Genomic DNA, 23,853 nt, shown 5'->3' on the forward strand with positions numbered 1-23,853 from the left:
AAATCAGTCAAAACGAAAAAATTGAAACGTGAAAAAATAAATATAGTAGCCGCTGCTTCTCAACAATCAAAATTGGTTGTTGAAGCGTCATCAAGTGAAGGTTTAGCGACAATTCGCATTATTGATCGTATATCAGAATACAGCGATAATTCAGCAAACAGCATACGTGCATTAATCGATGGCTTTGTTTCTCGAGGGGTAAATAAGGCTACTATTTATATCAACTCGCGTGGTGGCTCTGTGTTCGAAGCATCGGAGATCATCAACGAGTTAAATAAGATTGAAGTACAGGAAATTGTGGTTGGAGCAATTGCGGCTTCGGCAGCAACTCGAATTTTAGTTGAATATCCTGGCAAAGTGAAAGCTTATGCAACTTCACAATTCATGATCCACAAGCCAATGATGGGTACTTACGGAAACGAGGACCAGATTGAAGGTGAATTGAAGATGTTGAAAAATTCGACGGTTGATTATCGTCAAGCGTATGCCAAGGCATTTAATATGACAGAAGATGAGATTGACGAGTTATGGAAATCTGATTATTGGATGAATGCAACTGAGGCAAAATCGAAAGGTCTGATTGCAGAAGTGATTCAGACTGATCAAGAAATTAAAGCAGAAGATGTGGCATTGTTAGAAGCGTGTGGCGCACCTGTTATTCCCGAAGTATCAAATTCGAAATCAAATTATATGGACAGAGATAAGTTAATTTCTAAGCTAGGCTTGTCGGCAGATGCGACAGATGAGCAAATCGAAGCGGCGTTAGATGCTGCACAAACAAAAGCCCAAACAGCAGATACTTTAGCTGCTGAGGCACAACAATCGAAAGAAACAATTGCCGAAGCATTAGTGAATGAAAATTTTGCGAAAAAGAAATTCACGGCTGATGCCAAAGCGCATTGGAAAGCTTTAGCGGTTGCAGACTACAACGGAACAAAAGCGGTGTTAGATGCAATGCCAGCGGTTGAGAAACCAAATCCTGGTGTAGATGCTAATGCTGGGAATGGTCAAGTTAACGCGCATAAAGATTGGACGTTGGATGATTATTTATCGAAAGATCCACAAGCGTACGAGCAGTTAAAAATCGACAATCCTGCAAGAGCAGAAGAGTTAGAGCGTCAATATTTTAATTCATAATTATTTCACATGAAATTCAAATTAAATAAATCAATTTTATTGTCAGCAATCATGTTGATTGCGGCATTCTCATCATTTGTTTTTGGAAAAGATACAGGTGTTATCATGGGTTCAATCGCAACGGTTGCATTGCCTGTTAAAAATCAGCTTGCTGAAAAAGAAATGATTAAACAGTTACGCCACGAGCATACGTGGGTTTCTGAGATTAGATCTAAACAGCAATGGGTAAATAACGATACAATCAAAATTCCTAAGCGTGGTGCTGCACCAGCTGTGTTAATTGATAATACCAATTATCCAATTGTATCTAACCGTCGTGAAGATAGCCATGTTGTTATTTCATTACACAAATTCGATACTGAAAATACTACAGTTACAGCTGACGAATTATATGCATTGCCTTACGAGAAGGTTTCTGATGTGCAAGAACAACATCGTGAGACTTTAGAAGATGTTACGTTAGAGTACGGATTATGGGGATTAGCGCCACAAGCTAATGACGAGTCTAAAAACTTATTCGTAATGGAAACTACTGGAGAAAACGATGGTACTGGTCGCAAGAAATTAACGACTAAAGACTTACGTAAGCTTCAGGAGAAAATGAATAAGAAAGGTATCAATAAAAATGGTCGTGTCTTATTATTATGTGACGAGCATGTATCTGACTTGTTAGAGGAAGATCGTAAGTTCTACACACAATACCATAACCATACAGAGGGTGCGATTTCTAAGAAGTATTACGGCTTCATCATCTACGAAGAGTCTAAAACTCCTGAGTATAACGATACAACTTTAGCGAAGTTGGCTTATGGTTCGCAAACGACAGGACGCAAATCGTCTGTCGTTTTCCACAAAGGAACAACAGCGAAAGCAGTAGGTTCAGTAGAACGTTTTGCACGTTCGGCTGCTGAAAATCCAGAACGTAGAGAAAACACAATTGGTTTCCGAGTTTGGCATATTATCGTGACTTACGGTGTTGAAGGTTCGGCTGCAATTATATCTGGAAAAGTATCAGGATAATCTTCATTTTTTTAATATTAATTCTTTAAAAAAGCTCATTTAGCTTCGAGCGGTGAGCTTTTTTTTAACAACGAAAATTCATGCAAAAAAAATATTCAAAATCAGAATTAGAGAAACAAGCTAATGTTTATTTCTCTGAAAATGAAGATGTGGCTAAAGTGTTTTGCACTACGGATGGTCAAATCTTTTTAGAAGAAAATCGTGCTGATTTACATGCGAAATCAGAGGAGAAAATGGCAGTGTTTGCTTTTCAGAATCCTCGCGCTAATGAGGAAGTTGTAGAAGCTGAAACTGAAATCTCATTAAAAGAATCTGCAGGATACTTAATTGGAGCTTTTCAACTAGTAACTGATGTGGAGCTGTTAAAGAAATTCTTAGCTGAAGAGCAAGAAGGAAAAAAACGTAAAACAGTTCTTGAAGTTCTTGAATCTCGAATCGCTGAATTGGCAACAGAAGGAATAGAAGGAACAGAAGATGTTGAAGGTTCAGAAGACGAAGGTGCTGAAGAAGGTAAGGACGAAACTAAATAATAGATCTAATGGCACAGACTACAGGTGTAAATATTAATCGTTTAGAAGGTGGTTTAGGTCGTAGAGCAGATTCTACAGACAACTACTTTGCTCTTGTGATGGCTATGCCATTGGAAGATTTAAACTTAACAGCTAATACTGCAACTAAATTACTACAAGTAGAAGATGCAATAGCGTTAGGTATTGATGCGTCTTACGATGCGAATGAGAAAGTGTTGGCTTACCATCACATCTCGGAAGTATTTCGATTAGATCCGTCAGCAACTTTATTTTTAATCGGTGTGGAGCGTCCAGTGACTGAGGAGTCAACTCCGTTTTATGTCAAAGATTGTATTGCAACAGTGTTGCCTACGATTAGAGCAAATAAAGAAATCAAAGGTTTTGGATTTGCTGGATTTGATGATACAGTAACAACTTTAGGAACTGACATCGAAACGATACAAGCTAATTTGGCAGATGCATTATTTGCAGAATCTCGCTATGTTGATTTTATCTTATTAGAAGGTAAATCGCCAACAGCAATTAATCCAACAACAGCAGTTGATTTCCGTGCTAAAAATGCAAAGCAATGTTCTGTGGTAATTGCACAGGATAAGTTTATTGCAGATCAAGACGTAGCTTATAAAAATTACGCAGCAATTGGTTCAGCTTTAGGGATGCTTTCAGTTCGTAGAATCAACGAGAATTTAGGTTCTGTCGATGTGGTTTCAAAACCAAACTATGCCAAAGGGCAAATGGATTATCCATTAACAAATGCTTTCAAAAATCTTTGGTTAACGTCTTACATGTCTGATGGTGTATTGACTGAAACATTATCAAAAGTATCTTTAGATACCTTAGATAGTAAAGGTTACATCTATGCTGTGACTTATGAAGGTTATAGCGGTGTATATTTTTCAAGTTCACCAACGGCAATCGAGCGTCAATCTGATTATGCGTTCATCGAAAATAATCGTGTGTGGAACAAAGCGGCTCGCATTATTCGCAACACGTTAATTCCTCGTATCAAATCTACATTTAAAAAAGATCCTGTAACTGGTTATGTAAAGCAATCAACTGTGGCTTATTGGACATCATTAGTAAATGCAGCTTTAGAGCAGATGATGAAAGCTGACGAAATCAGTGGGTATGATTTCTACATCAATCCAAAACAGTATGTAGATGATCAAAATCCGATTGTGGCTAAAGCACAAATCGTGATGGACGGAATTGTTCACGAGTTTGACATCGACTTAGGTTTAACGAATCAATTAGGATAAAATGGCAGATACTATAATTAACAAGTTCGGTAAGATGCAAGGATGGAACGCAATCACGTTCAATATCCTTGGTCGTGATGTTGAGGGGATCACATCATTTAGCTACACGGATGCCGAAGAAAAAGAAAACGTGTACGGTGCTGGTAAATATCCAATTGGGCGTGGTAGTGGAAACTACACGGCAGAGGTGTCGGCAACATTTTATAAAGAGGAATACGATGCGATTCAAGCAGTGTTACCTACAGGAAAAAGAATTCAAGATATCGAGCCTTTTGATGTAATCGTCATGTACGAAGATCAAAGTGGTGCGATTAAAAAAGATATCGTGCGCAATGTGGAGTTTACAGGACGTGGAGTGGAAGCTTCGCAGAATGATAAAACTTTGGCTTACGAAGCAGAGTTGGTGTGTTCGCACATCGACTGGAATGTTGTCATTTAGTGTTTTTTAGGTTTAGTTGAAAGGGTGTTTAAACACTGTTTAAATGCCCTTTTTATAACCTTTAAATAAGTGTCCCGTTGTTCATTGCTTCAACGCTGCACTATAAAATAATTATTAGGGAATTAGCTCAGTGGTTAGAGCGTTTGCCTTGTTGGTAAAAGGTCATCGGTTCGACTCCGATATTCTCCACAAATTTTAAAAACCTAAAAATAATGTCATACGATTTACAAGCGTTAAAAGCGCAACACGGAAATAAGTTGAGCGAATTAAAATTTACAACTTCAGAAGATCAAGAGTTAACATTTGTTTTAAAAAAACCAACGCGTTCAGTTATTGAGGCGATTGCGTTACTTAAAAGTGACAGTTCTAAAACGTCCAAAGCTTCTAAAATTATGTTGGCAAATTGTGTTGTTGCTGGCCCAATGGAAGAGTTGGAAGATGGCGAAGTTTATGCAACAGTTCTTGAGGTTGTAGGTAAATTATTTACCAAAGCTTCTTTCGAAGTAAAAAAGCTTTAACCTCGTCGGTTCTTAACCCAAAAGACGAGGAAGATGATCCGCAATGGATGCAAAAAGTCTCCGCAATTATTCGTGTAGAATTAGGAATTAATCCTGATACATTATCGGATGAAGAGTGGGCAAAATATTTCAATGAGTGGGTTTACACTCAACAAATCAAATCAAAATTAGAAGCTGAGGTGATGGAAACCGCAGTTTTAAAAGCATTAGCAAAAGCCTTCGGTAAAAATGAGTAATACATCAACAAAATGGATAATCGAATTAATTGACAAAATTACGTCGCCTGCTAAGAAGGTGACGGAATCGGTTGATGAAATTACTCAGGCAGTTGAGGAAGTAACAGAGGCGGTGCATTTTAACGAAAAAGAAACCAAAGAAGCCTTAGTTAATTCCAAGAAGTATTACGATGAGTTAGCTAATAAAGTAAAGGAAGCCGAAAAAGAAGTTGCTGAATTAGGTCGTGAAGCTAAGAAAGCTGCGCCAGGTGAAGCAGGCGAAAAAATAAAGCAAGAATTTGAACAAGCTAAGCAAAAGGTAGAGCGTTTGCGTGAAGCCTTGCAAGGTGCCGAAGATGATATTGAACATTTAACGGAACGTTCGAAGCAATTTGCAGAATCACAAGAGAATTGGTCAACTGTTTCAACAGGTATTAATCAGACGATTGATATGATTGATCGTTTGTCAAACTCGCTTCAATTTTCAAATGATATCGTTTCGCTTCGTGCTGAAATTCAACGATTGACAGATGCATCGGGAAAAGAACTTGATGCGTTAACTTCTAAGGCTTATAAATATGGGAAGATTTTCCAAGAAGAACCTTACAAGATAGCGCAGTCAGTTAATGCGATGACCAAAGCGAATGGAGGTTCTTATGAAGAGAACTTCGCTTTGATTGAAAAAGGATTTGAAAAAGGAGCTGATGCAAATAAGGATATGTTGGATCAGTTGCGCGAATATCCAAGTTTCTTTCACGAGTTAGGTTTATCCAATGCTGAAGCTATTGCGGTAATGGCAAAAGCTGGAAAGTCTGGAATATTTTCTGACAAAGCAATGGACTCTTTAAAAGAGGCTCAAATGTCGGTTACTGAAATGACGAAAGCGCAGATTGACGCAATCAATGCAGTTAATTTAAAAGTTTCAGATTTCGAAGGTAAAAGTGCGTTTGATGCAATTCGTATGGTTTCAGATGCAATGAAAGGTTCATCGGCGCAAGCGAAGCAACAAGTTTTAGCCGATATTTTCAAAGGTGCAGGTGAAGACGCTTCACGTGCATGGGTTGAAGGTTATGCATCAATTGATTTAGATCTTGACAAAATTAAATCAGTTGAAACTGCCAACAAAGGATTAAAATCTTTCATAGCTGATGTGCAAATGTCTATTGCAAATGTGATAGGTGGTGCTGGCGAATATGTGCAAGTTATTGGTCAAGTTGGACAAGGTGCTTTAGGTTTAGTTGGAGTTTACAACACGTTAAACGGAATTTTAGCAGCTAATCGTGCGGCAATGGCGTTAACTGCTGTAAGTACAACAGGTGTTGCAGCAGCACAAGGCGCGGCAACCGTTTCGGCTTTTTCATTATCAGGTGCCATTAGAGCAATTGGTGTATCAATCATGAGTATTCCAGTAATCGGTTGGATTTTGGCATTAGTTGCAGCACTTACTGCATTATTTGCTTACTTCTGGAATACTTCCGAAGAGTTCCGTGGATTCTTTTACGGTGTTTGGGAAGTGATCAAATTAGTCTTCACAAAAATTGTTGCCTTCATTCGTCCAATCCTTCAATTTATTTGGGTAATCATCAAAACGGTAGTTTCTAATATTTGGAATTTCTGGTCGATGACTTTCGGTTATATCTATGATAAAGTGGTCCAAGTGTTTACTGGTGTTTACAATGTAATATCAACTATCATTACATCGGTGTATAACTTTATTAAAGGGGCTTTAAACAGTATTTTAAACATCTTTAAAAATATTTTCGGAGGTCTTTACAATTGGATTGCACAGATTTTCGATGCGATTTACAACCGAATAAAAGTAGTCTTGGATAAGATTACTGGAGCTGTTAAAATCGTAAAATTGTTATGGAATGATTTCAAAGGTGAAGCTAGTGATGCGTATGCGAAAGGGCAAGCGAAAGCGAAAGATTCTAAAAAAGAATCAAGTACGACACCATCTATCAACGACTTTACAACAGGCAAAACGCCAACTTTATCTTACTACAATGACGGTAGTGAAGATCCAAAATCTAAAAAGAAAGGTAATAAAGCTGGCGACAAGGAAGGAAATATGAGTATTTCTGGAAGTAAAGGTTCTACATCTATCACGATGACGATTAACAACTACTTTAATTCGAAAGGAAATACGGATGTAAGATATTTAGCTGAAGCAGTTGCTTCAAAAATTGGCGATCGTTTAGAAGATGCCGTAATATCAATAGGATAATGAGTTACAAGTTACCATCAATATTTAGAACTGCATTCGGAATCAACGCACCAATCTATGTGGCAGATGTGTATTCTAATCAGCAATCGCCTGCATTAAATTATTCAGATGTAAAGTTTGTTGATGATCAGCAATCACGCGAGTTAAGTTGGTTGGGAACTCCAATTATGTTTCCTATCAAAATTCACGGAGGTTCTTATCAATTTTATAATCCGAAAGGTGAATTGATTTCTGAAACAATAGCAGATTTTCAAATGCCAGCGTCTTCGTTGGTCGATTTTTCGAGAGCAAAAAATATTACGCGTACTGATGTTCTTGGGAACAATGGAACCGTAAAAGAAATATATGGATTTGACGATTGGTCAATCCGAATTCGTGGCCTGTGTTTAAACGAACCAGGAGTGCGAACTGCTGAGGAGCAAAAACAAGCCTTGTTACGAATTGAACAAATTGCAGGTGCAGTGGATGTGTTGGGAAGTTTATTTACAGAGAAAAATATTCATGCAATAACAATCGAATCAATCGATTTTCAGCAAGTGCAAGGAAAGCCAGATGTGATACCGTTCGAAATCCGAGCAATTTCAGACGAGCCTTTATTACTAACCTTAGATGAGTTTGAATAATGACGTTGGCAATGTGTGCGCGAATTACGTTTTCGCGAGAAGGAAGAAAAGATATTGTTATTCTGAAACCTTCGGAAGTTGAGATCGAGACAAGTTGGAAAATCTTAACCGATACCGCAATTATTCGATTGCCACGTAACGTGAAGTACTTTGATAAGTTCAAGGTGCGAGAAGTGTTTAAACGTGGTGACGGAGTTAAGATTGAGTTAGGTTATGATGGTGTTTTAACAACTGAGTTTACTGGTTACATTACCGAAGTTTCAGCTTCAATTCCGATTGAAATCAAATGCCAAGATGAGATGTTTAAGGTGAAACAAATCCCTGTTAATTTTTCGGCAAAATCAATTCAGTTAGGAAAGTTGTTGAAGCAAATTATACCAGGATATCAAATCGATGCAATGGTAGGTTTGGAACTTGGAACCGTACGCTTTTCAAAGACAACCGTTGGTGAAGTGTTAGATAAGTTGAATTCAGAATTAAAGATTTATACCTATATCGAACCTAATACCAAAACTATAGTATCAGGCAAAATATACGCAGATAATTCAGATCAAAATATTGTCAATTTCAATTTAGAACGCAATGCGGTTAGTAACGATTTACAATATCGCAATCGTGAGGATATCACGGTTAAAGTAAATGGAAGTTGTATTTCTAAAGGTGTAAAAATCGAATACAGTTATGGAGATAACAATGCGGATAAAAATATTGAATGGCAATTTAGTGTTCGTACTAAACCTGAATTAGAAATACAAGTAAAACGATTTTACGAAGCAAATAAACGTGATGGTTTTGATGGATCATTTACCGCTTTCGGAATTCCGAGAGTTCAACATGGTTGGAAGGTGAATTTAAAATCATACATCTACCCAGATCGTGACGGAATTTATTACGTAGAATCTGTGACCAAAACATTTAAGAAGGCTGAATATCGTCAGCAAATCAAATTAGGCAATCGCTATGGACAGAACGCAACACGATAGACTTTATAATTTGCTGAAAGAGCAATCGAAAAAGCAAATTCCCATTCAGACCGCTTGGGGAATCGTGAAGCAAGTGAACTGGGAAGAAAAGACTGCAACGGTTGTCGGTGTGGTAGATGGTTTGGAATACTACGATGTCGCGTTGGGAATTGGTCATAAAATTTTAAAACCAAAACTTAATACGAAATGTATTATTGGTGCAATTGGTAATCAAGAAGTAGATGCTTTTATGATGGATTGCGATGAGGTTGACGAAATCATTTTCACGGCTGATGATGCCGAAATTAAAGTGACAAAAGACGGATTAATCCTTCAACACGAAAATGAATCTTTAAAAGAAATTTTAAAGGAATTGTTGGAGGAATTGAATGGAGCAATTATTAAGACACCTTCGGGGCCAGGTAAGTTTGCTGAGACAAGTAAGTTGAAGTTTACCAACTTAAAAGACAAAGTTTTAAAACTGTTTAAATAGTGTTTAAATGCCATTAAATCAAGCACAATTAATTACACGAATCATTGCCATTCAAGACGAAATGGTGCAAGCTGAGGATTACGAGGCAACAAAAGAAATTTATGCTGCACGATTAACTGCTGCATTTTATGAATTTCTGATGAGTGGCACTTTAGTGATAACAGGTACGTCGTCGGCAGGGCCAATTACAGGAACAGCAACATTTGAAGGATAATGGAAGATATAGTATTAGACAATAACGATGATTTGACTTTTTTAAGTGGCGACTTTCAATTGGGTGAAAGTACACTTCAAGAAGTAGGTATCATCTTACGATTGACACAAGGAAATTTAAAAGAGTTTCCAACGCTAGGTCCTAATCTCTTCCAGTTACTCAATAGTAATGCATCGCAAGAAGAGGTCACACAACGAGTAATGATACACCTCGCAAAGGACAACAAAAACTATAATGAAATGAAGAGCCTTATAGAAATAAACATGAAGAAATTATGAAAGAATTTTTTGCGCCTTATATATCAGAATTATTAACAGGTGTTGTAGCTGCGATTATCGCTTGGGTGTCTAAATCCAAAGTAACAAGAAAAGTTGAGGACGCTGAGTTAACAAAACATATTCAGGCGATTTATAAGGATATGATTGCTGATACTGATCGTTTAATTGACCAGAATACAAAGGAAATATCTGAATTGAAATTAAAATTAGTAGAAAAAGATTTGTATTGGGAGAAAAAAATCCAAGAAGTAGAATCGAAGTGGTCAAATAAATACAATGGTTTACAGCGTGAAAATAATACGTTGAAAAAGCGAATTTCTGAATTAGAAAAACATCCATAATGACAATAACAATCCTACATAATCAAAGTCTTTTAGACATCTCTATTCGTCTATTTGGGACTGCCATTGGTGTTCTACCATTGGCTATTGAAAATAACATTTCAATGACAGATGATTTGGAGGTTGGAAAGGTTTTAAAAGTTCCTGAAGGTTCTGATTTTGGACAAAAGTTGGTGGCCGATTATTTCCAAAATAGAAATATCAATCCAGCAACTGCAATTGATAAAATTCGACTTACAGAAGAGTTTGTAGATAGCAATGGAGGAATTGAATATTGGGGAATTGAAATCGATTTTGAAGTAAAGTAATATGAGCGTAGAACAATATCAAAATACAATGATAGCAGCGAAAGAAAGAAATGCTGCATTAAGTGGATTAACTTCTACTTCTAAAACTTCTATTTGGCGTTTAATGTTCTATTGCGTGGCATTTGCTATCGAGCAATTGGCGCAATTATTCTCCCAACATCGTAAGGAAATCGATGAGAAAATTGCAAAACAGAAAACACATCGTTTGGCTTGGATTCAGCAAATGTATTTGAATTTTCAGTATGGTTTTGATTTGATACCTGAAACGGATCAGTTCGATAACTCAGATGCAACTGAGGATCAAATTTCTGAATCGAAAATAATAAAATATTGTGCCGTAAACGAATCCGATACACAGCGAGAAGTTATCATTAAGATAGCTACAGAAGTTGATGAGGAATTATCTCCATTACCTCAAGAAGTGATGGAAACAATTGATCGTTATACCTCAGAGATTAAAGGTACTGGTGTACCGTATCGAATTATCAATTATGTGCCTGATTTATTACGTTTAAAAATTCGAGTATTCCGAGATCCATTATTGATTGATGAGCAAGGAAGGCATAGACGAAATGCCAACTTTCCTGTAGAAGATGCTTTGAAAGAATTTATGAAAGAATTGCCTTTTGATGGAGCTCTACAAATTCAAGACTTATCTAATAAGTTAGAAAGTGTTACAGGTGTTGAGTTGGTATCGGTTGATTTGGTTCAATCATGCTGGGTAAATCCTGCTACTTCAGGCTATGGCGATTGGCGTTCAGTTGATGTGAGAAAAGTGCCTGAGAGTGGCTATTTCAAGATTGAGAACTTTAACGGAATTACTTATGAAGTATTACAATCTTAATTTCAATAAGCTTGTTCAGTTGCTTTTGCCGACGTTTCTACGCAAATCAAAAATCATAGCTTTTCTACAATCAGCAATTGCTCCAGTTGTACATATTCATGATGAATTTAATCAACTCCGATTAGATGATCATTATAAGTTAGATCATACTTGGCAAAAGTGCTACATGGAAGCGGCTTTGAATGATATGTTTGATTTGGATGAGCGTAAAATCAGAATTATTGAAGGAGATCGATATGAGCGTAATTACATCTATACGCACGCAGAACAAAAGCCTAAGTATTTAGGGACTTTATTTCTTAGACGAGCTGAGGATTACTCCGATACAGGTTATGACTTTACAGTCGATATGGCTAATGTAACGGCAAATCAATACGATGTGGTGGCATTGGTCAATTTTTACAAGTTAGAAGGCACACGTTTCAATATTATCAATCTTAGAATAATTCAAAAGTTAACATTAACAGATACATTATGAATCATATAGATATACAACAGGCAGGAGGTTTCCCGATGGAAACTAATACGTTGGATGCAATGCAAAAATCGTATGAAGTCTTCAATGTTTTTGGTGGTACAATTGCATCGTTAGCAATTGTTTCTGGTTGCGTAATTACAGGTAATCAAGTATCAAATGGCTATGTCAACATTGATAATATTTTATACGAATTTCGAGGAGGACAAGCTTCTCAATATGTGATTATTCAGCAAGAAGAGGAGTCAAGAAATTTTGAAAGTGGTGAAACTAAAATAGTTTATATCAAACGATGGGCAACATTCGGAGAATCTTCTAGTCCTGAAAATAATTATCCTTGGGCAGATTTTCATCGTTCAATAACCAATAAAGAGTTGTCTAAACGTGCAAATCATGTAGGTTTTATTCAAGATTATTACGGTCCATTGGATAATATTCCAACAGGTTGGTTTTTGTGCGATGGATCAAACGGAACACCTGATTTAAGAGGCCGTTTTGTGGTTGGATATAAAGGGAATGATGCTGATTACAACGAGCTTGGAAAAGTTGGTGGAGCAAAAGAAGTTGCTTTAACGGCTAATCAGAACGGAAGGCATACGCATGGTGGTTCAGTATCAATTCCAGATCATACACACACGTATCTCAAAGCAATTAAGGCTCGCGGTTATCGTACTCAGGCCGATGATAATCCTTTTGGAAACCACGAGTCTGCACAAACATCTTCAGCAGGTGGTGGGACGTTTACCGTATCAGTTGGCGAGTCGGGCGCCGGTGAAGCGCACGAGAATAGACCACCATATTATGTGCTAGCAAAAATAATGTATAAAGGATAGTTATGGCATTAGAACCACAACAAGATCAGTTAAGAATTACTGATAAAAATAGTTTGAAGCAATGGTTTAAACGAGGTTTAAAACCATTAGAGGCACATTTTTGGGCGTGGCTAGATTCTTTTTGGCACAAGAATGATTTAATTCCTATTACATCCGTTCAAAATTTGCGAAAAACATTAGATTCAAAGTCTAATGTAGAACATATTCATGTTCAATATACAACACCAGCTATTGTTCAGTCGATGATTGATAATCAAATTACGTCAATCTATCGATTAATGTCTCCAGTTGCTACCTATGCAGATTTACCAATGGATGGAAATCTTAACGGAGATGTTCGAAATGTCTCAGATACAGGTATGAATTACGTTTGGGATGGAACCGAATGGGATGCGTTGGGAGGTTTGTTGGATTTGACTAATTACGTTACTCAAATCCAATTTACAACTGCATTATCTGATATGGCAACCCAAACGTGGGTGAATCAACAGCTTGCTAACGTTTCTATTGATTTATCTAATTACTACACCGCTGAGGAAGTGAGAGGTAAATTGATTCCGTATGCTACTCAAGAATGGGTAAATCAACAAATAGCCAATAGTTCAGGTGGTGGCGGTGGTGGTATGGATTTGTCATTATATGCCTTAAAAAATGCGACAGGATTAAGCTCCGAGCATATAGCTGCATGGCGTACACAGTTAGGAGTTACTGAAGGTGGAGGAACTGTTGAAGACATTGTGTCTGATTATAACATTGGTTCTGTAAAAGTTGGCGATTTAATACCTGCTGGTACAACTACACAAGGGTTGGCGTCTGTATTATTTACAGGAACTTTTACTCCAGATTTAATTGCTCCAAGTTTATCATTGTCTCATAATGCAGGTAGTGTTAGAGAGATTGGTGAGAGTGTTCAAATTATTTTGACTGCTAATTTTAACCGTGGTGATATTAGAGGAGCTGTTGTTAATGGTGTTTGGAGTGTGAATGCCTCTCAAGGCGCACGTGCTGGTGTTGCAATTAGTTATGAATTTAATGGTCTTGTAAATGGAGTTAACACGTCTAAAACAATTACCCATGTTGTAGCATCAGGTAATAATAATTTCTCTGCTAAAGTAAATTATGCAGCATCTACTGTGCAACCAAAAAATAATAAAGGTGAGAATTTTAGTTCACCATTAGCGGCTGGTAGTTTAACTGCTTCAGTTAGTTTTCTAGGCCGCTACCAAACATTCTTTGGTAATAGTAATGGCTCGACACCTGCAAGATCTCTTCCACAAAAGGCATGGGCAAATGTTAACACAATGGACTTAACTGCCACGATGGGTATCAATTACTATGATATTTATGTTGTTGCAACCAAACAATTAGTTTCAGTTGTGGATGTAGAAATTGGTAATGTTGACATTACGAATGCCTATACAGATAAAGGATTAGTAACAGTTAATGATGCTGGAGGAAATGCAGTTTCGTACAGAAAGTATCAGCTATATAATGCACAACCTTACAGCGATAAAAATCATACGCATAAAATAACATTAAAAGACTTATAACATGGCTACAGAGATAAAATATGGTGCACCTTTCCCTTTTGGTATAGATTGTACAAATCCTATATATGATATTGACCCAAATAAAGGTCCTTATGAATCTGAGGCTGATGCTATGGCTGTATTTCCAGTTGCATTACGAGAAGTTGGACGTGCAATTGGAATTTATACAGACGCAACAAAAAAGGCTGTAAAAGTTTATAACTGGGAAAAGAATGCTAGTGATGCTTGGGTTTTAAAACCACAAGCGGGTGAATATGAATTAACTTATGCTAAACTTATAGCTGCTTTAGGTTATACGCCAATGGCAACTACTCATGCTGCAAATGGAGTTACAACAACTTTAATTGGTGATTGGAATACTGCTTTTACAAACAACCATACGCATAGTAATAAGACTGTGTTAGACGCAACAACAGCATCTTATACGACAGCAGATAAAGCAAAGTTAGATAGTTTAGTAAACTATGAATTAACTTCTGCTAAGGTTATTTCTGCACTTGGTTATACACCAATAGCGAATACACATGCAGCTAATGGGGTTACAACTGCTTTAATTACTAATTGGAATACTGCATTTACTAATAACCATACACATGGTAACAAATCAACCTTAGATACAATCACTGCTCAAAGGATGTTGGGATGGGACGCTAAGATGGATAAAGTTACTGAAAACGGAAATATCGTCAGAGTTCTAGGTTTAGACGCTGAGAATAATGCGAAAAATGCTGAAGTTGTTGATATTATTGGTATATGGGATTCGAATACTGCTCCAACAGAACAACAACTTATAGAAAGCTTTCCTGATGCATTGTTTGTGTATGCCGTAGCAATAACACCTAGAGTGATGTATTTGAAAGCTGGTGTAGAATGGAAGAAAGTTAACTTAACTGACATATAATGGATATAGTAAAGTTTTTCGGAAACATAGGAAGGTCAGGTCAAATTTTATGGAAGTACCCTGATTTATCTACAATACACTTAGAAGTTTCAGGGACAAGTTTCCCTGATTTACAAGTACAATCAGCTGGGACATCTAATGCTACTAATGTTATCTTCGAGGTTATATCTAGTAATTCTAATAATGAGATGTATATTGATTTTTCAGACGGTACAGGTATACATACGTATCAACCAAATGCATCAGGTGTATTTAAATATGAAGCTACACCATTACACTATTTTCAAGATGTCCCAGCTGAATATAAGGATACTTATAATGTAGATTATCTTATTAAGAGAACAATAAAGATAAGTTTTAAATACCCTTCTAGTACCACTTACATGAAACTAGACTACGTAGGTTTCTATGGAGATTTCCCTAGATCATTAGGAGCATACAATTTTACGAATGGTATATATATTAGGAGTGCTGATACTCTTAGAAGATGGGAAACTTTCCCAACAGCACTAAGAGGTCTTAGAAGTAACTCGTTTATATTGTATGGTTGTTTCTTAGAAAGATTTACAACTATACCTTTATGGTTGATTAATTCAGAACTTAAATCACTTACTCTTGCTTCAGTATTTGATGGTTCTGCTGTAAACACAGTAAATGGTATGGATAGGATACATAATATCAAAGGTTTAGAAACTATTAATATGGTAAGTTCTAGTTTAGGAAATAATTCTTTCGCTAACAATCTAAAAGATATACCAACTTTGAGAAATGTGTTCTTCCAATACAATACATTTACAACAGTTCCTGACGCTATATATAATGCGTTACAGTTAATATATATAACTTTAGGTAGCTCATCCCTTACGAGTTGGGGAACAGGATTCAAAGCAGGTACACAAATTAACAGATTAGGGTATGGACCTTCAAACAATGCTTCATTCCCTACAACTGTTCCTACAGGAGTAGTTAACTGTATTCTATTAAAGATAGTTGAGTTAACAGGTACGTACAGAACTCAATCTAGAGTAGATGCTCACGTAGGAGCGTGGTACGATTTTGTAGTGGCTAATGCTTCTACATCAGCAGGGAATACTCAGTTTAGACAAATGTCTATAACTATGGGTTATACGAACTCTACTGCTACAGGAATAAACACTAGACCTTCAGGAGTATATCAAGATAGTAGTACACCTACTACAGCCATGGAAAAGATTTATAAATTGGTTAATGTATACGGACATACATGGACAATAGTTAATACAGCAGGTACTGGTAATCAAATTTTTACACCATAATTACAATGAGATACATAATAACAATCGCTTTTAATCGAATCACTTCAATTAATCAAGCAGAGTCCGATTTAACAATAGAACAAGGCGAAAGTTCAACTGTAAAAGTAGGTACTTACGAGAATTTAGTTCAAGAACTTTCTGATGTTGTTGAAAATATTGAATTTTTAACCCAAACTCACGAGCAAAATTTATTATAATATGTTAAAAAAATTAGGGAACTTCTACATGAAGTATTACGCTACTACAGGGATAGTAAGTAGTGTTTTGGCTACTAAGCTAATAGGTGGTGGTTTATTATTTATGCTAATCCTGTCATTGATGGGAGAGCATAACGCAAGAAATATAGCATTGTCTGTATTCTTGGCAAATATAACAATTACACTTATTGCAATTGGAATTAATAAAGCATTTCCGAAGGTTTATAATAAACCAGAGAAAGCGGTAATTATTGCTATGCTTGCACCTCTAGGAGTGTTAGGTTTTATATTCGGTAAAGATGATGGAGTGGCTAAATAGATACGTAGACAAAATTGCTCACGAAAGCCTGAGTAATTTGATTTGTTGGATCATCTTTATTCCAAGCTTTTTCATTATTCAATTTTGGTCAATCCTTCCAGCTATAATTATCTCATTCATAGTTGGGTTAAAAAAGGAAAAGAAAGATCTAAAATTTGATCAAAAAGATATGCTAGCAAATGGAATTGGTATTTTGCGTTTTTGCATTCAAATAGGCGTGGTAAGCTTACTATTCAGTAGGTTTTAAAATTCATTTAAACAGTATTTAAAAATCAATTAAAGGTTGTGTAAAACTACACGATCAGGATAAACTCATTTTAAAAATTATGGCAAGAAATATCAAATACATTGTAATTCATTGCACGGCTGGTCCGCAAGATCAAACAACTGCTGCAATTAAAAATTGGTGGAAAACTGGCTTAGGTTGGAAATCTCCAGGATATCATTTATTAATTTCTGCTGATGGAAGTTATGAGCGTCTAGCTAAGGATGAAGAAATCTGTAATGGTGTAGCAGGTCAAAATAAGCATTCAATTCATATCTCTTATAAAGGTGGTGTTGATGCTAAGGGTAAAGCATTAGATAATCGTACAGATGCGCAAAAAAAGACTTTAATTACATTGATTAAAACAATGAAATCGAAATATCCAAATGCTCGTGTAGTAGGCCATAGAGATTTTCAGGGCGTTAAAAAGGATTGTCCGTCATTTAATGCGATAAAAGAGTATGCAGGTCTTTAAGTTGTTAATGGTAGCGACATTGATGTCGTTACCATTTAGTTGTGCTACCAAGCGCAAAGTAAAGGAAGTGGAACGTATTGAAATTAAAACCGAAAATCAAATCCGAAATGATTCTTCTGCAGATATAAAAATAGAGCGTTCATCGCATGACTTTTTAAGTAACTATTCATCCAATGAAAGTTTGCTTTCAAAGCTTGGATTAGTATTTAACGGTAAATCTAATGAAGATAAAGGCTCGTTTTCTATTCATGAAACTGATAAAGGGTTGCAGGTTGATATACAAGGAGCCTTGCAAATGGCTTTAGATAAAACCCATTCAAAGGATGAAACCTTTACAAAAGCTGAAGCAATTAAATTGTTTGATAGTATTATAAAGGCTAATCTTCAGCAAAATAAAACGGAACGATCCGAGCAGTTATTGGATAGCTTCAAAAGTGATACAACCAAAGAAAAAACAGATATAAGCTTTTGGATATATGCAGTTATAGGATCAGTCCTCGTTGTTGGGACAGCAATTTATGTTGCAATTAAACAACTAAAAGGAGGTAAATAAAGTCCTCCAACAAATTAAAATACTTCCTACGGTAATTTTAAAATAGCACAAAGCCCACAGTTGGAGGACAGAAATGTCTTCTAGTTGTGGGTTTTTTGCGTTCATTACCGTAGGAGCAACAAATATAAATAATATATAAATAAAACAAATGAAAAATTACACACAAAGTCCTTTACCATTTCAAGGGCAAAAAAGAAAATTCTTAAAATCTGTAAAATAAGTGATTCACAATTATCCTGATCAAATGATTTATGTTGACTTGTTTGGGGGTTCAGGAATCTTAAGCCATACGGTAAAACAACTAAAACCAAATTCTAAGGTAATTTATAATGATTATGACAATTTTAATCATCGAATAGCTGCAGTTGCTAATACTAATGAATTATTGAATAAAATAAGAATTATAACTAATGATTTGCCTAAGGATAAGCTAATTCCAGAGGTTTATAAAAATGAGATTTTAAAAATTATTAAAGATGAGGAAACAAAGGTTGGATTTGTGGATTATATCACTTTATCCAGTTCATTATTATTTAGTGCAAAGTATGTTACTTGTTATGATGAGTTAGAAAAACAAACATTCTATAACAATGTAAGACAGAGCAATTATACCACTGAAGGGTATTTGTATGGTATTGAAGTAGTTTCAAAGGATTATAAAATATTATTCGAGCAATACAAAGGTTTTGATAATGTTGTATTCTTGGTAGATCCACCTTATTTAAGTACTGATTGTTCAACCTATTCAAGTAATAACTACTGGAAATTGAAGGATTATTTAAACGTGTTGGATGTTTTAGTAGGAACGAACTATTTGTATTTCACGTCGAATAAAAGCCAAATCGTGGAATTATGCGAATGGATGGAGACACGAACTTCTCAGGGAGATGTAAATCCATTTAAAGGAGCTACAACTGTAAGTATAAATACAACATTAAATCATTCAGCTAAATACACTGATATGATGTTGTATAAGTTTAAATTGTAAAATCCCAATTACTATATAAAGGTAGTGATTATTAGCGGGTTTACAAAAAATTTACACTTCAAAATGCATATATTTTATGTATTATTGTGTTAAAATTAATGATATGGAATTGAAACGTTATGATTTTAAAATTTTTTGGGAATACGAGTTGAGTGATTATTGGAATTTGAATGATCATCCATTGTATATTAAATTAATTAGTAAGCGTGAAGCACCATATTTTAAGATAAGTGAACAGGATTTTGAAGGATCTACAAAAATAACAAGCTTAACTGCTTTTGTAAGGTATTACTCAGCCTTTGATTGGTTATTGGTTTCTAAAACAAAAACTGAAAAAGTCATTAAATTAACTCAGTCTATGATTAATATACCTTGGTCACCATTAAAGTAATATTAAAAGCCGTTTAAAGATGATTTAAACGGCTTTTATATTTAGGATAAGTTTTGTGATTTTATTGTACATTTCGTTTTGAAAAACTGTACATTTCGTTTTGCGGATTATAGTAATTGCTTTAGTAAAAATACCAAATTGAAAGGAATTCACAACGTTTACAAGGATTTTTGATTTGTTTGCTAAGTTGTAATTGCTTTAGTAAAAATACCAAATTGAAAGGAATTCACAACATTGATCCTATGTTGGCAACGGGCCATTCAGTTGTAATTGCTTTAGTAAAAATACCAAATTGAAAGGAATTCACAACAAGAATCCGAACCAATTGAAGGCAGCATAAGTTGTAATTGCTTTAGTAAAAATACCAAATTGAAAGGAATTCACAACAATAACACTATAAAGAAAAAACACTATACAGTTGTAATTGCTTTAGTAAAAATACCAAATTGAAAGGAATTCACAACTAAAGTAACACTTATTTAATTATAACATTAGTTGTAATTGCTTTAGTAAAAATACCAAATTGAAAGGAATTCACAACGAGAAGCATTTTTATATGCTTTAGGTTTTAGTTGTAATTGCTTTAGTAAAAATACCAAATTGAAAGGAATTCACAATTGGCGCAGTCGAACAATATTTAAGTAGTAAACATAAAAAAGCTGCAGAAAACATTCTGCAGCTAATATATTTAATGAATTTCAACAACTTCGGTTGTTTGTTCGTGTATTGTTGATGCACGACCTGATGGATCTTCATTCTCTTGCCATTTCGGAATCCATTTTTTTACAGTTTTCGCAGCAGCTTCACTTGGGAAATGTTTATGAAAAATCTTTCGCATATACATCGCTTCTTTCGTCGTAGGAGTATTGATTGGGAATAATGTTTCGGCTTGTTCCATTTCCTGATCAGAAATTTGTGTAGCACAATAATCTACTAACTGATCAATCCAAGAATATCCAACTCCATCAGAAAATTGTTCTTTCTGTCTCCATAATACATGTTCAGGTAACCATGGTTGTTCTTTATCATCAAATGCTTTTCTAATGATGTGTTTTTCCATTTTACCTTCGGCTCTGTTTGGTCTTTTATACGATGGATCAATTTTCATGGCAACATCTAAAAAATGTCTGTCTAAAAAAGGAACACGAGCTTCTAATGCCCAAGCCATGGTAGATTTGTCGGCTCTTAAACAATCTGCTGTGCTTAATAATTGAACTCGTCGAATTGTCTCTTTCTGAAACTCTTGATCACTTGGTGCGTTATGGAAGTATAAATAACCACCAAAAATTTCATCAGAACCTTCACCAGATAAAACAACTTTAATTCCTAAATCTGTAATATATTTAGACATTATGTACATAGGAGTAGAAGCTCTAATAGATGTAATATCATAGGTTTCTAAATGCCAAACTAATTTATCAATAATAGCTAAACCTTCATCAAAAGTAAAATGTATCGCGTGATGTTCTGTCCCTATAAAATCTGCAACTTCTTTAGCTGCAATAATATCTGGAGATGTTTCATCTAAACCGATTGAAAAAGAATGTAATGTTTTGCCTTCATCTTTCATTAATCGTGCAGTGATTGATGATATTAACGAGCTGTCTAAACCACCCGAAAGTAAGACACCAACAGGAACGTCGCTCATTAATCTTTTACGAGTTGCTTCAATTAAGCTATCTTTTAGTTTAACATAATCTAATTCCTCTGTGCAAACTTTATCATCAGCCCATTCTGGTTGATAATATTGTACAAAACCAGTTTCTTTTGTAAAGTAATGTCCAGGAGGGAAGGCGGATAAATCTTCAACTTGGTCTTCAATAACTTTCATTTCTGACGAAAAGTAATATGCACCTTCTTTGTCTTGTCCATAGTAAAGTGGTTTAATCCCGATTGGATCCCGAGCTATCATAAATCGATCGCTATCCATTACAATAAATCCGAAAACACCATCTAATAAATTGCAAAAATCAGTTCCATATTTTTCGTATAATTTTACAATTACTTCACTGTCGCTTGATGTTCTAAAAGTATAATCTGTTAATTCTGTTTCTTTAAGTTTTACGTGGTTGTATATTTCTCCATTATGTACAACATAGGCAGTATTTGTACCTTGTATAGGTTGTTTTCCTGTATATAAATCGATAATTGCAAGTCTTTCGTGAGTGATAATTCCTGTTTTAGAATTATTTACCTGATAATCTTGCATATCTGGTCCACGATGTCTCATACGTTGACTTAGCATTTGTACATGTTGTACATCTAAATCTTTTTTATCAAAAATGCCTAATATTCCACACATAAGTTTTTAGTTTAATTCATTATTTGATGCAAATATTAGAATAAGGTTTATAAAGTGAAATTTATAATACAATATTGATTTATATATTAAATATTAAATAGATTATTAAGATAATATTTAAACTTTATGACAATATTTCATTCATTTTTTGTTGAAAAAGTAAATATGGGCTGTTGGCATAAAATATGCATTAACTAAGAAAACAAAGTATTATGAGCGATATCAATATTAATTTTCAGAATATAAAAGACAGTGATGGATTAAACAAAGAAGATTTCTATGTTAAATTCAAAGAAAGATTAGATGATGTAACTTCTTTTCCTGCTGATTATACATATAAATTTATTTATCCTACAAGTGAGGAAACAATGGGTAAGGTAAAAGAGATTTTTAAAAATGCTAACCCTAAGTTTGATTATAAAGCATCAAAAAATAGAAAATATACATCTATAACAGTAGTAATCTATGCATTAGATTCGGATCAAGTGATTAATTTCTATCAAGAAGTTTCTCAGATACCTGGTGTAATGATGTTATAATACAAAAAGAGTTCAGTTTCCTGAACTCTTTTTATTTAAATTATTTCAAAAAATAATCTTTTTCCTATTTTTATTTTAGTTCCAGCTTCTATAGTTATGTTAATATATGGATCTAAAATTTTCTCTTGATTTACTTGTACAGCGCCGCTTTCGATTAATCTTCTAATGGCTGACTTTGTGTCAGATTCTTTTAAAACTTGACATAACTCTACTAACGTCATTAATTCAGATTCGAATTTTTCTTTTGAAATAGGCAAGAATGATTTGTCTTCAAATTTTTTATTCTGAAATTGATTTACAAAAAACAATTCCGATTCTTTAGCATCCTCTTTATTATGGTATTGTGTAATAATATTTTTAGCAATAAGTTTTTTTACGTCCATAGGATGTTTTCCATCTTTTAATTCTTGAATTAACTCTTGTTTTTTATCCGATGTAAAATCCGTAACAAGTTCAATGTATTCTTCAATTAATGAATCAGGAATAGACATAGTTTTACCAAACATTTCATTCGGTTCATCCGTCAATCCAATAATATTATTCAACGATTTACTCATCTTTTCTTTACCATCTAATCCTTTCAATAGCGGCATACACATTACAATTTGTGGATTTTGATTAAAATGTTCTTGTAATTGCCTTCCCATTGTACAATTAAATAATTGATCTGTTCCACCCATTTCAATATCAGCTTCAATCTCTACCGAATCATAACCTTGTAAAATAGGGTAAACCAATTCGTGCATTGCAATTGGTGTATTTTCTGTAAATCTTTTATTAAAATCATTACGATGCATTAATTGCGCAACTGTAACTTTAGAAAGTAAACTGATAATTTCGCTAAAGTTTTTATTATCTAACCAATCCGAATTAAATACGATTTTAGTTTTATCAATTGCTAAGATTTTAGATAATTGATTAATGTAAGTTTTTGCGTTGCTGTTAACTTCTTCAACGCTTAAAGGTTTTCTGCTTTTATTTTTTCCTGTTGGATCACCAATACGAGCAGTAAAACTCCCTACCAAAATGATGACTTGATGTCCTAAATCCTGAAATTGTTTTAATTTTTTCAAAACAACAGCATGTCCAAGATGTAAATCTGGAGCAGTTGGATCAAAACCTAATTTAATTTTTAAAGGTCTATTTTCGTTTTTGCTTAAGATTAGTTTTTCTTCCAAACCGTTTTGTGGTAGAATGATTTCTACGTTTTCTTTTAAAATTTGAATGTTATTCATGATTGTATTGCATAAAAAAACCCGAACAGAATAGATACTGTTCGGGTGATAAAAATTATAATTTATATAAAATATACTACGAAAAATGATTTCGTAAATAGGCATAATCTTCCCGAACTATTATTGG

The 23,853-nt window shown here is 34.8% G+C and carries 30 protein-coding genes, 1 tRNA gene and 1 CRISPR repeat array; of the genes, 29 read left to right on the forward strand and 2 right to left on the reverse strand.

The window, feature by feature from the left end:
* Window positions 1-21: 21 nt before the first annotated feature.
* The 28 genes from EAH69_RS09775 (at window position 22) to EAH69_RS09915 (ending at window position 19,650) form a co-directional block, all read left to right on the forward strand.
* Window positions 22-1,137: an ATP-dependent Clp protease proteolytic subunit gene (locus tag EAH69_RS09775; protein WP_230466775.1), complete on the forward strand. Its 1,116-nt coding sequence runs from the start codon at window positions 22-24 to the stop codon at window positions 1,135-1,137.
* Between the two features lie 9 nt (window positions 1,138-1,146).
* Window positions 1,147-2,157, forward strand: a complete 1,011-nt coding sequence (locus EAH69_RS09780) for a hypothetical protein (protein ID WP_121935024.1) — start codon at window positions 1,147-1,149, stop codon at window positions 2,155-2,157.
* An 80-nt stretch (window positions 2,158-2,237) separates the two neighbouring features.
* Complete coding sequence (locus tag EAH69_RS09785) at window positions 2,238-2,687, forward strand: hypothetical protein (protein WP_121935025.1); 450 nt, start codon at window positions 2,238-2,240, stop codon at window positions 2,685-2,687.
* Between the two features lie 8 nt (window positions 2,688-2,695).
* Window positions 2,696-3,946: a DUF2586 domain-containing protein gene (locus tag EAH69_RS09790; RefSeq protein WP_121935026.1), complete on the forward strand. Its 1,251-nt coding sequence runs from the start codon at window positions 2,696-2,698 to the stop codon at window positions 3,944-3,946.
* Between the two features lie 130 nt (window positions 3,947-4,076).
* Window positions 4,077-4,385, forward strand: a complete 309-nt coding sequence (locus tag EAH69_RS09795; protein WP_230466776.1) for a hypothetical protein — start codon at window positions 4,077-4,079, stop codon at window positions 4,383-4,385.
* A 117-nt stretch (window positions 4,386-4,502) separates the two neighbouring features.
* Window positions 4,503-4,574, forward strand: a tRNA-Thr gene (locus EAH69_RS09800).
* Between the two features lie 23 nt (window positions 4,575-4,597).
* Window positions 4,598-4,903: a hypothetical protein gene (locus EAH69_RS09805; RefSeq protein ID WP_121935028.1), complete on the forward strand. Its 306-nt coding sequence runs from the start codon at window positions 4,598-4,600 to the stop codon at window positions 4,901-4,903.
* Between the two features lie 47 nt (window positions 4,904-4,950).
* Entirely contained in the window at window positions 4,951-5,139 is a 189-nt protein-coding gene (locus tag EAH69_RS09810) for a hypothetical protein (RefSeq protein WP_121935029.1), read from the forward strand.
* A complete protein-coding gene (locus EAH69_RS09815) occupies window positions 5,132-7,345 on the forward strand; it encodes a phage tail tape measure protein (RefSeq protein ID WP_121935030.1) in 2,214 nt (737 codons plus the stop codon). Before EAH69_RS09810 ends, EAH69_RS09815 begins: the two co-directional genes overlap by 8 nt.
* Window positions 7,345-7,968 (forward strand): DUF6046 domain-containing protein, encoded by a 624-nt coding sequence (locus tag EAH69_RS09820; RefSeq protein WP_121935031.1) that lies wholly within the window; start codon window positions 7,345-7,347, stop codon window positions 7,966-7,968. The genes EAH69_RS09815 and EAH69_RS09820 overlap by 1 nt, the downstream gene beginning before the upstream one ends.
* Before the next feature lie 11 nt (window positions 7,969-7,979).
* Window positions 7,980-8,951: a hypothetical protein gene (locus EAH69_RS09825; RefSeq protein ID WP_147439124.1), complete on the forward strand. Its 972-nt coding sequence runs from the start codon at window positions 7,980-7,982 to the stop codon at window positions 8,949-8,951.
* Window positions 8,929-9,423 (forward strand): hypothetical protein, encoded by a 495-nt coding sequence (locus EAH69_RS09830; RefSeq protein WP_147439125.1) that lies wholly within the window; start codon window positions 8,929-8,931, stop codon window positions 9,421-9,423. The genes EAH69_RS09825 and EAH69_RS09830 overlap by 23 nt, the downstream gene beginning before the upstream one ends.
* A 7-nt stretch (window positions 9,424-9,430) precedes the next feature.
* Window positions 9,431-9,637: a hypothetical protein gene (locus tag EAH69_RS09835; protein WP_121935034.1), complete on the forward strand. Its 207-nt coding sequence runs from the start codon at window positions 9,431-9,433 to the stop codon at window positions 9,635-9,637.
* Entirely contained in the window at window positions 9,637-9,915 is a 279-nt protein-coding gene (locus EAH69_RS09840; protein WP_121935035.1) for an SH3 domain-containing protein, read from the forward strand. Before EAH69_RS09835 ends, EAH69_RS09840 begins: the two co-directional genes overlap by 1 nt.
* Complete coding sequence (locus tag EAH69_RS09845) at window positions 9,912-10,256, forward strand: hypothetical protein (protein WP_121935036.1); 345 nt, start codon at window positions 9,912-9,914, stop codon at window positions 10,254-10,256. Before EAH69_RS09840 ends, EAH69_RS09845 begins: the two co-directional genes overlap by 4 nt.
* Complete coding sequence (locus EAH69_RS09850; RefSeq protein WP_121935037.1) at window positions 10,256-10,564, forward strand: hypothetical protein; 309 nt, start codon at window positions 10,256-10,258, stop codon at window positions 10,562-10,564. The genes EAH69_RS09845 and EAH69_RS09850 overlap by 1 nt, the downstream gene beginning before the upstream one ends.
* Window position 10,565: 1 nt before the next feature.
* The gene (locus EAH69_RS09855) at window positions 10,566-11,408 is read left to right on the forward strand and encodes a nucleotidyltransferase (RefSeq protein ID WP_121935038.1); all 843 of its coding nucleotides are present in this window, start codon (window positions 10,566-10,568) and stop codon (window positions 11,406-11,408) included.
* Between the two features lie 19 nt (window positions 11,409-11,427).
* Window positions 11,428-11,886: a hypothetical protein gene (locus EAH69_RS09860; RefSeq protein ID WP_230466777.1), complete on the forward strand. Its 459-nt coding sequence runs from the start codon at window positions 11,428-11,430 to the stop codon at window positions 11,884-11,886.
* The gene (locus EAH69_RS09865; protein ID WP_121935040.1) at window positions 11,883-12,716 is read left to right on the forward strand and encodes a hypothetical protein; all 834 of its coding nucleotides are present in this window, start codon (window positions 11,883-11,885) and stop codon (window positions 12,714-12,716) included. The genes EAH69_RS09860 and EAH69_RS09865 overlap by 4 nt, the downstream gene beginning before the upstream one ends.
* 2 nt (window positions 12,717-12,718) lie before the next feature.
* On the forward strand, window positions 12,719-14,266 hold the full coding sequence (locus tag EAH69_RS09870) for a hypothetical protein (protein ID WP_121935041.1): 1,548 nt from the start codon (window positions 12,719-12,721) through the stop codon (window positions 14,264-14,266).
* Between the two features lies 1 nt (window position 14,267).
* The gene (locus tag EAH69_RS09875) at window positions 14,268-15,167 is read left to right on the forward strand and encodes a hypothetical protein (RefSeq protein ID WP_121935042.1); all 900 of its coding nucleotides are present in this window, start codon (window positions 14,268-14,270) and stop codon (window positions 15,165-15,167) included.
* The gene (locus EAH69_RS09880) at window positions 15,167-16,462 is read left to right on the forward strand and encodes a hypothetical protein (protein ID WP_121935043.1); all 1,296 of its coding nucleotides are present in this window, start codon (window positions 15,167-15,169) and stop codon (window positions 16,460-16,462) included. Before EAH69_RS09875 ends, EAH69_RS09880 begins: the two co-directional genes overlap by 1 nt.
* Before the next feature lie 5 nt (window positions 16,463-16,467).
* Window positions 16,468-16,659 carry a hypothetical protein gene (locus EAH69_RS09885; protein ID WP_121935044.1) on the forward strand — a complete coding sequence of 64 codons (192 nt, stop codon included), beginning with the start codon at window positions 16,468-16,470 and terminating at the stop codon, window positions 16,657-16,659.
* A gap of 1 nt (window position 16,660) precedes the next feature.
* The gene (locus EAH69_RS09890) at window positions 16,661-16,978 is read left to right on the forward strand and encodes a hypothetical protein (RefSeq protein WP_121935045.1); all 318 of its coding nucleotides are present in this window, start codon (window positions 16,661-16,663) and stop codon (window positions 16,976-16,978) included.
* 326 nt (window positions 16,979-17,304) lie between these two features.
* Window positions 17,305-17,718, forward strand: a complete 414-nt coding sequence (locus EAH69_RS09900) for an N-acetylmuramoyl-L-alanine amidase (protein ID WP_121935047.1) — start codon at window positions 17,305-17,307, stop codon at window positions 17,716-17,718.
* 7 nt (window positions 17,719-17,725) lie between these two features.
* Window positions 17,726-18,271, forward strand: a complete 546-nt coding sequence (locus EAH69_RS09905; protein WP_147439127.1) for a hypothetical protein — start codon at window positions 17,726-17,728, stop codon at window positions 18,269-18,271.
* Window positions 18,272-18,491: 220 nt separating this feature from the next.
* Window positions 18,492-19,259, forward strand: coding sequence for a DNA adenine methylase (locus EAH69_RS09910; protein ID WP_230466778.1), 768 nt, complete (start codon window positions 18,492-18,494; stop codon window positions 19,257-19,259).
* A gap of 103 nt (window positions 19,260-19,362) precedes the next feature.
* The gene (locus EAH69_RS09915) at window positions 19,363-19,650 is read left to right on the forward strand and encodes a hypothetical protein (protein ID WP_147439128.1); all 288 of its coding nucleotides are present in this window, start codon (window positions 19,363-19,365) and stop codon (window positions 19,648-19,650) included.
* A 108-nt stretch (window positions 19,651-19,758) separates the two neighbouring features.
* Window positions 19,759-20,268: a CRISPR direct-repeat array (repeat unit 48 nt; unit sequence AGTTGTAATTGCTTTAGTAAAAATACCAAATTGAAAGGAATTCACAAC).
* 70 nt (window positions 20,269-20,338) lie between these two features.
* Here EAH69_RS09915 and asnB read toward each other — a convergent pair.
* Window positions 20,339-21,952, reverse strand: a complete 1,614-nt coding sequence (gene asnB, locus EAH69_RS09920) for an asparagine synthase B (RefSeq protein ID WP_121935050.1) — start codon at window positions 21,950-21,952, stop codon at window positions 20,339-20,341.
* A 212-nt stretch (window positions 21,953-22,164) separates the two neighbouring features.
* Between asnB and EAH69_RS09925 the strand changes: the two genes are divergently transcribed.
* On the forward strand, window positions 22,165-22,491 hold the full coding sequence (locus EAH69_RS09925) for a DUF493 domain-containing protein (protein WP_121935051.1): 327 nt from the start codon (window positions 22,165-22,167) through the stop codon (window positions 22,489-22,491).
* A gap of 35 nt (window positions 22,492-22,526) precedes the next feature.
* On the opposite strand, the gene tyrS is transcribed toward EAH69_RS09925, so the two are convergent.
* Window positions 22,527-23,726, reverse strand: coding sequence for a tyrosine--tRNA ligase (gene tyrS, locus EAH69_RS09930; RefSeq protein WP_121935052.1), 1,200 nt, complete (start codon window positions 23,724-23,726; stop codon window positions 22,527-22,529).
* Window positions 23,727-23,853 lie beyond the last annotated feature (127 nt).

Origin of the sequence: Faecalibacter macacae, assembly GCF_003687725.1 — a bacterium.
Taxonomy (GTDB): domain Bacteria; phylum Bacteroidota; class Bacteroidia; order Flavobacteriales; family Weeksellaceae; genus Empedobacter; species Empedobacter macacae.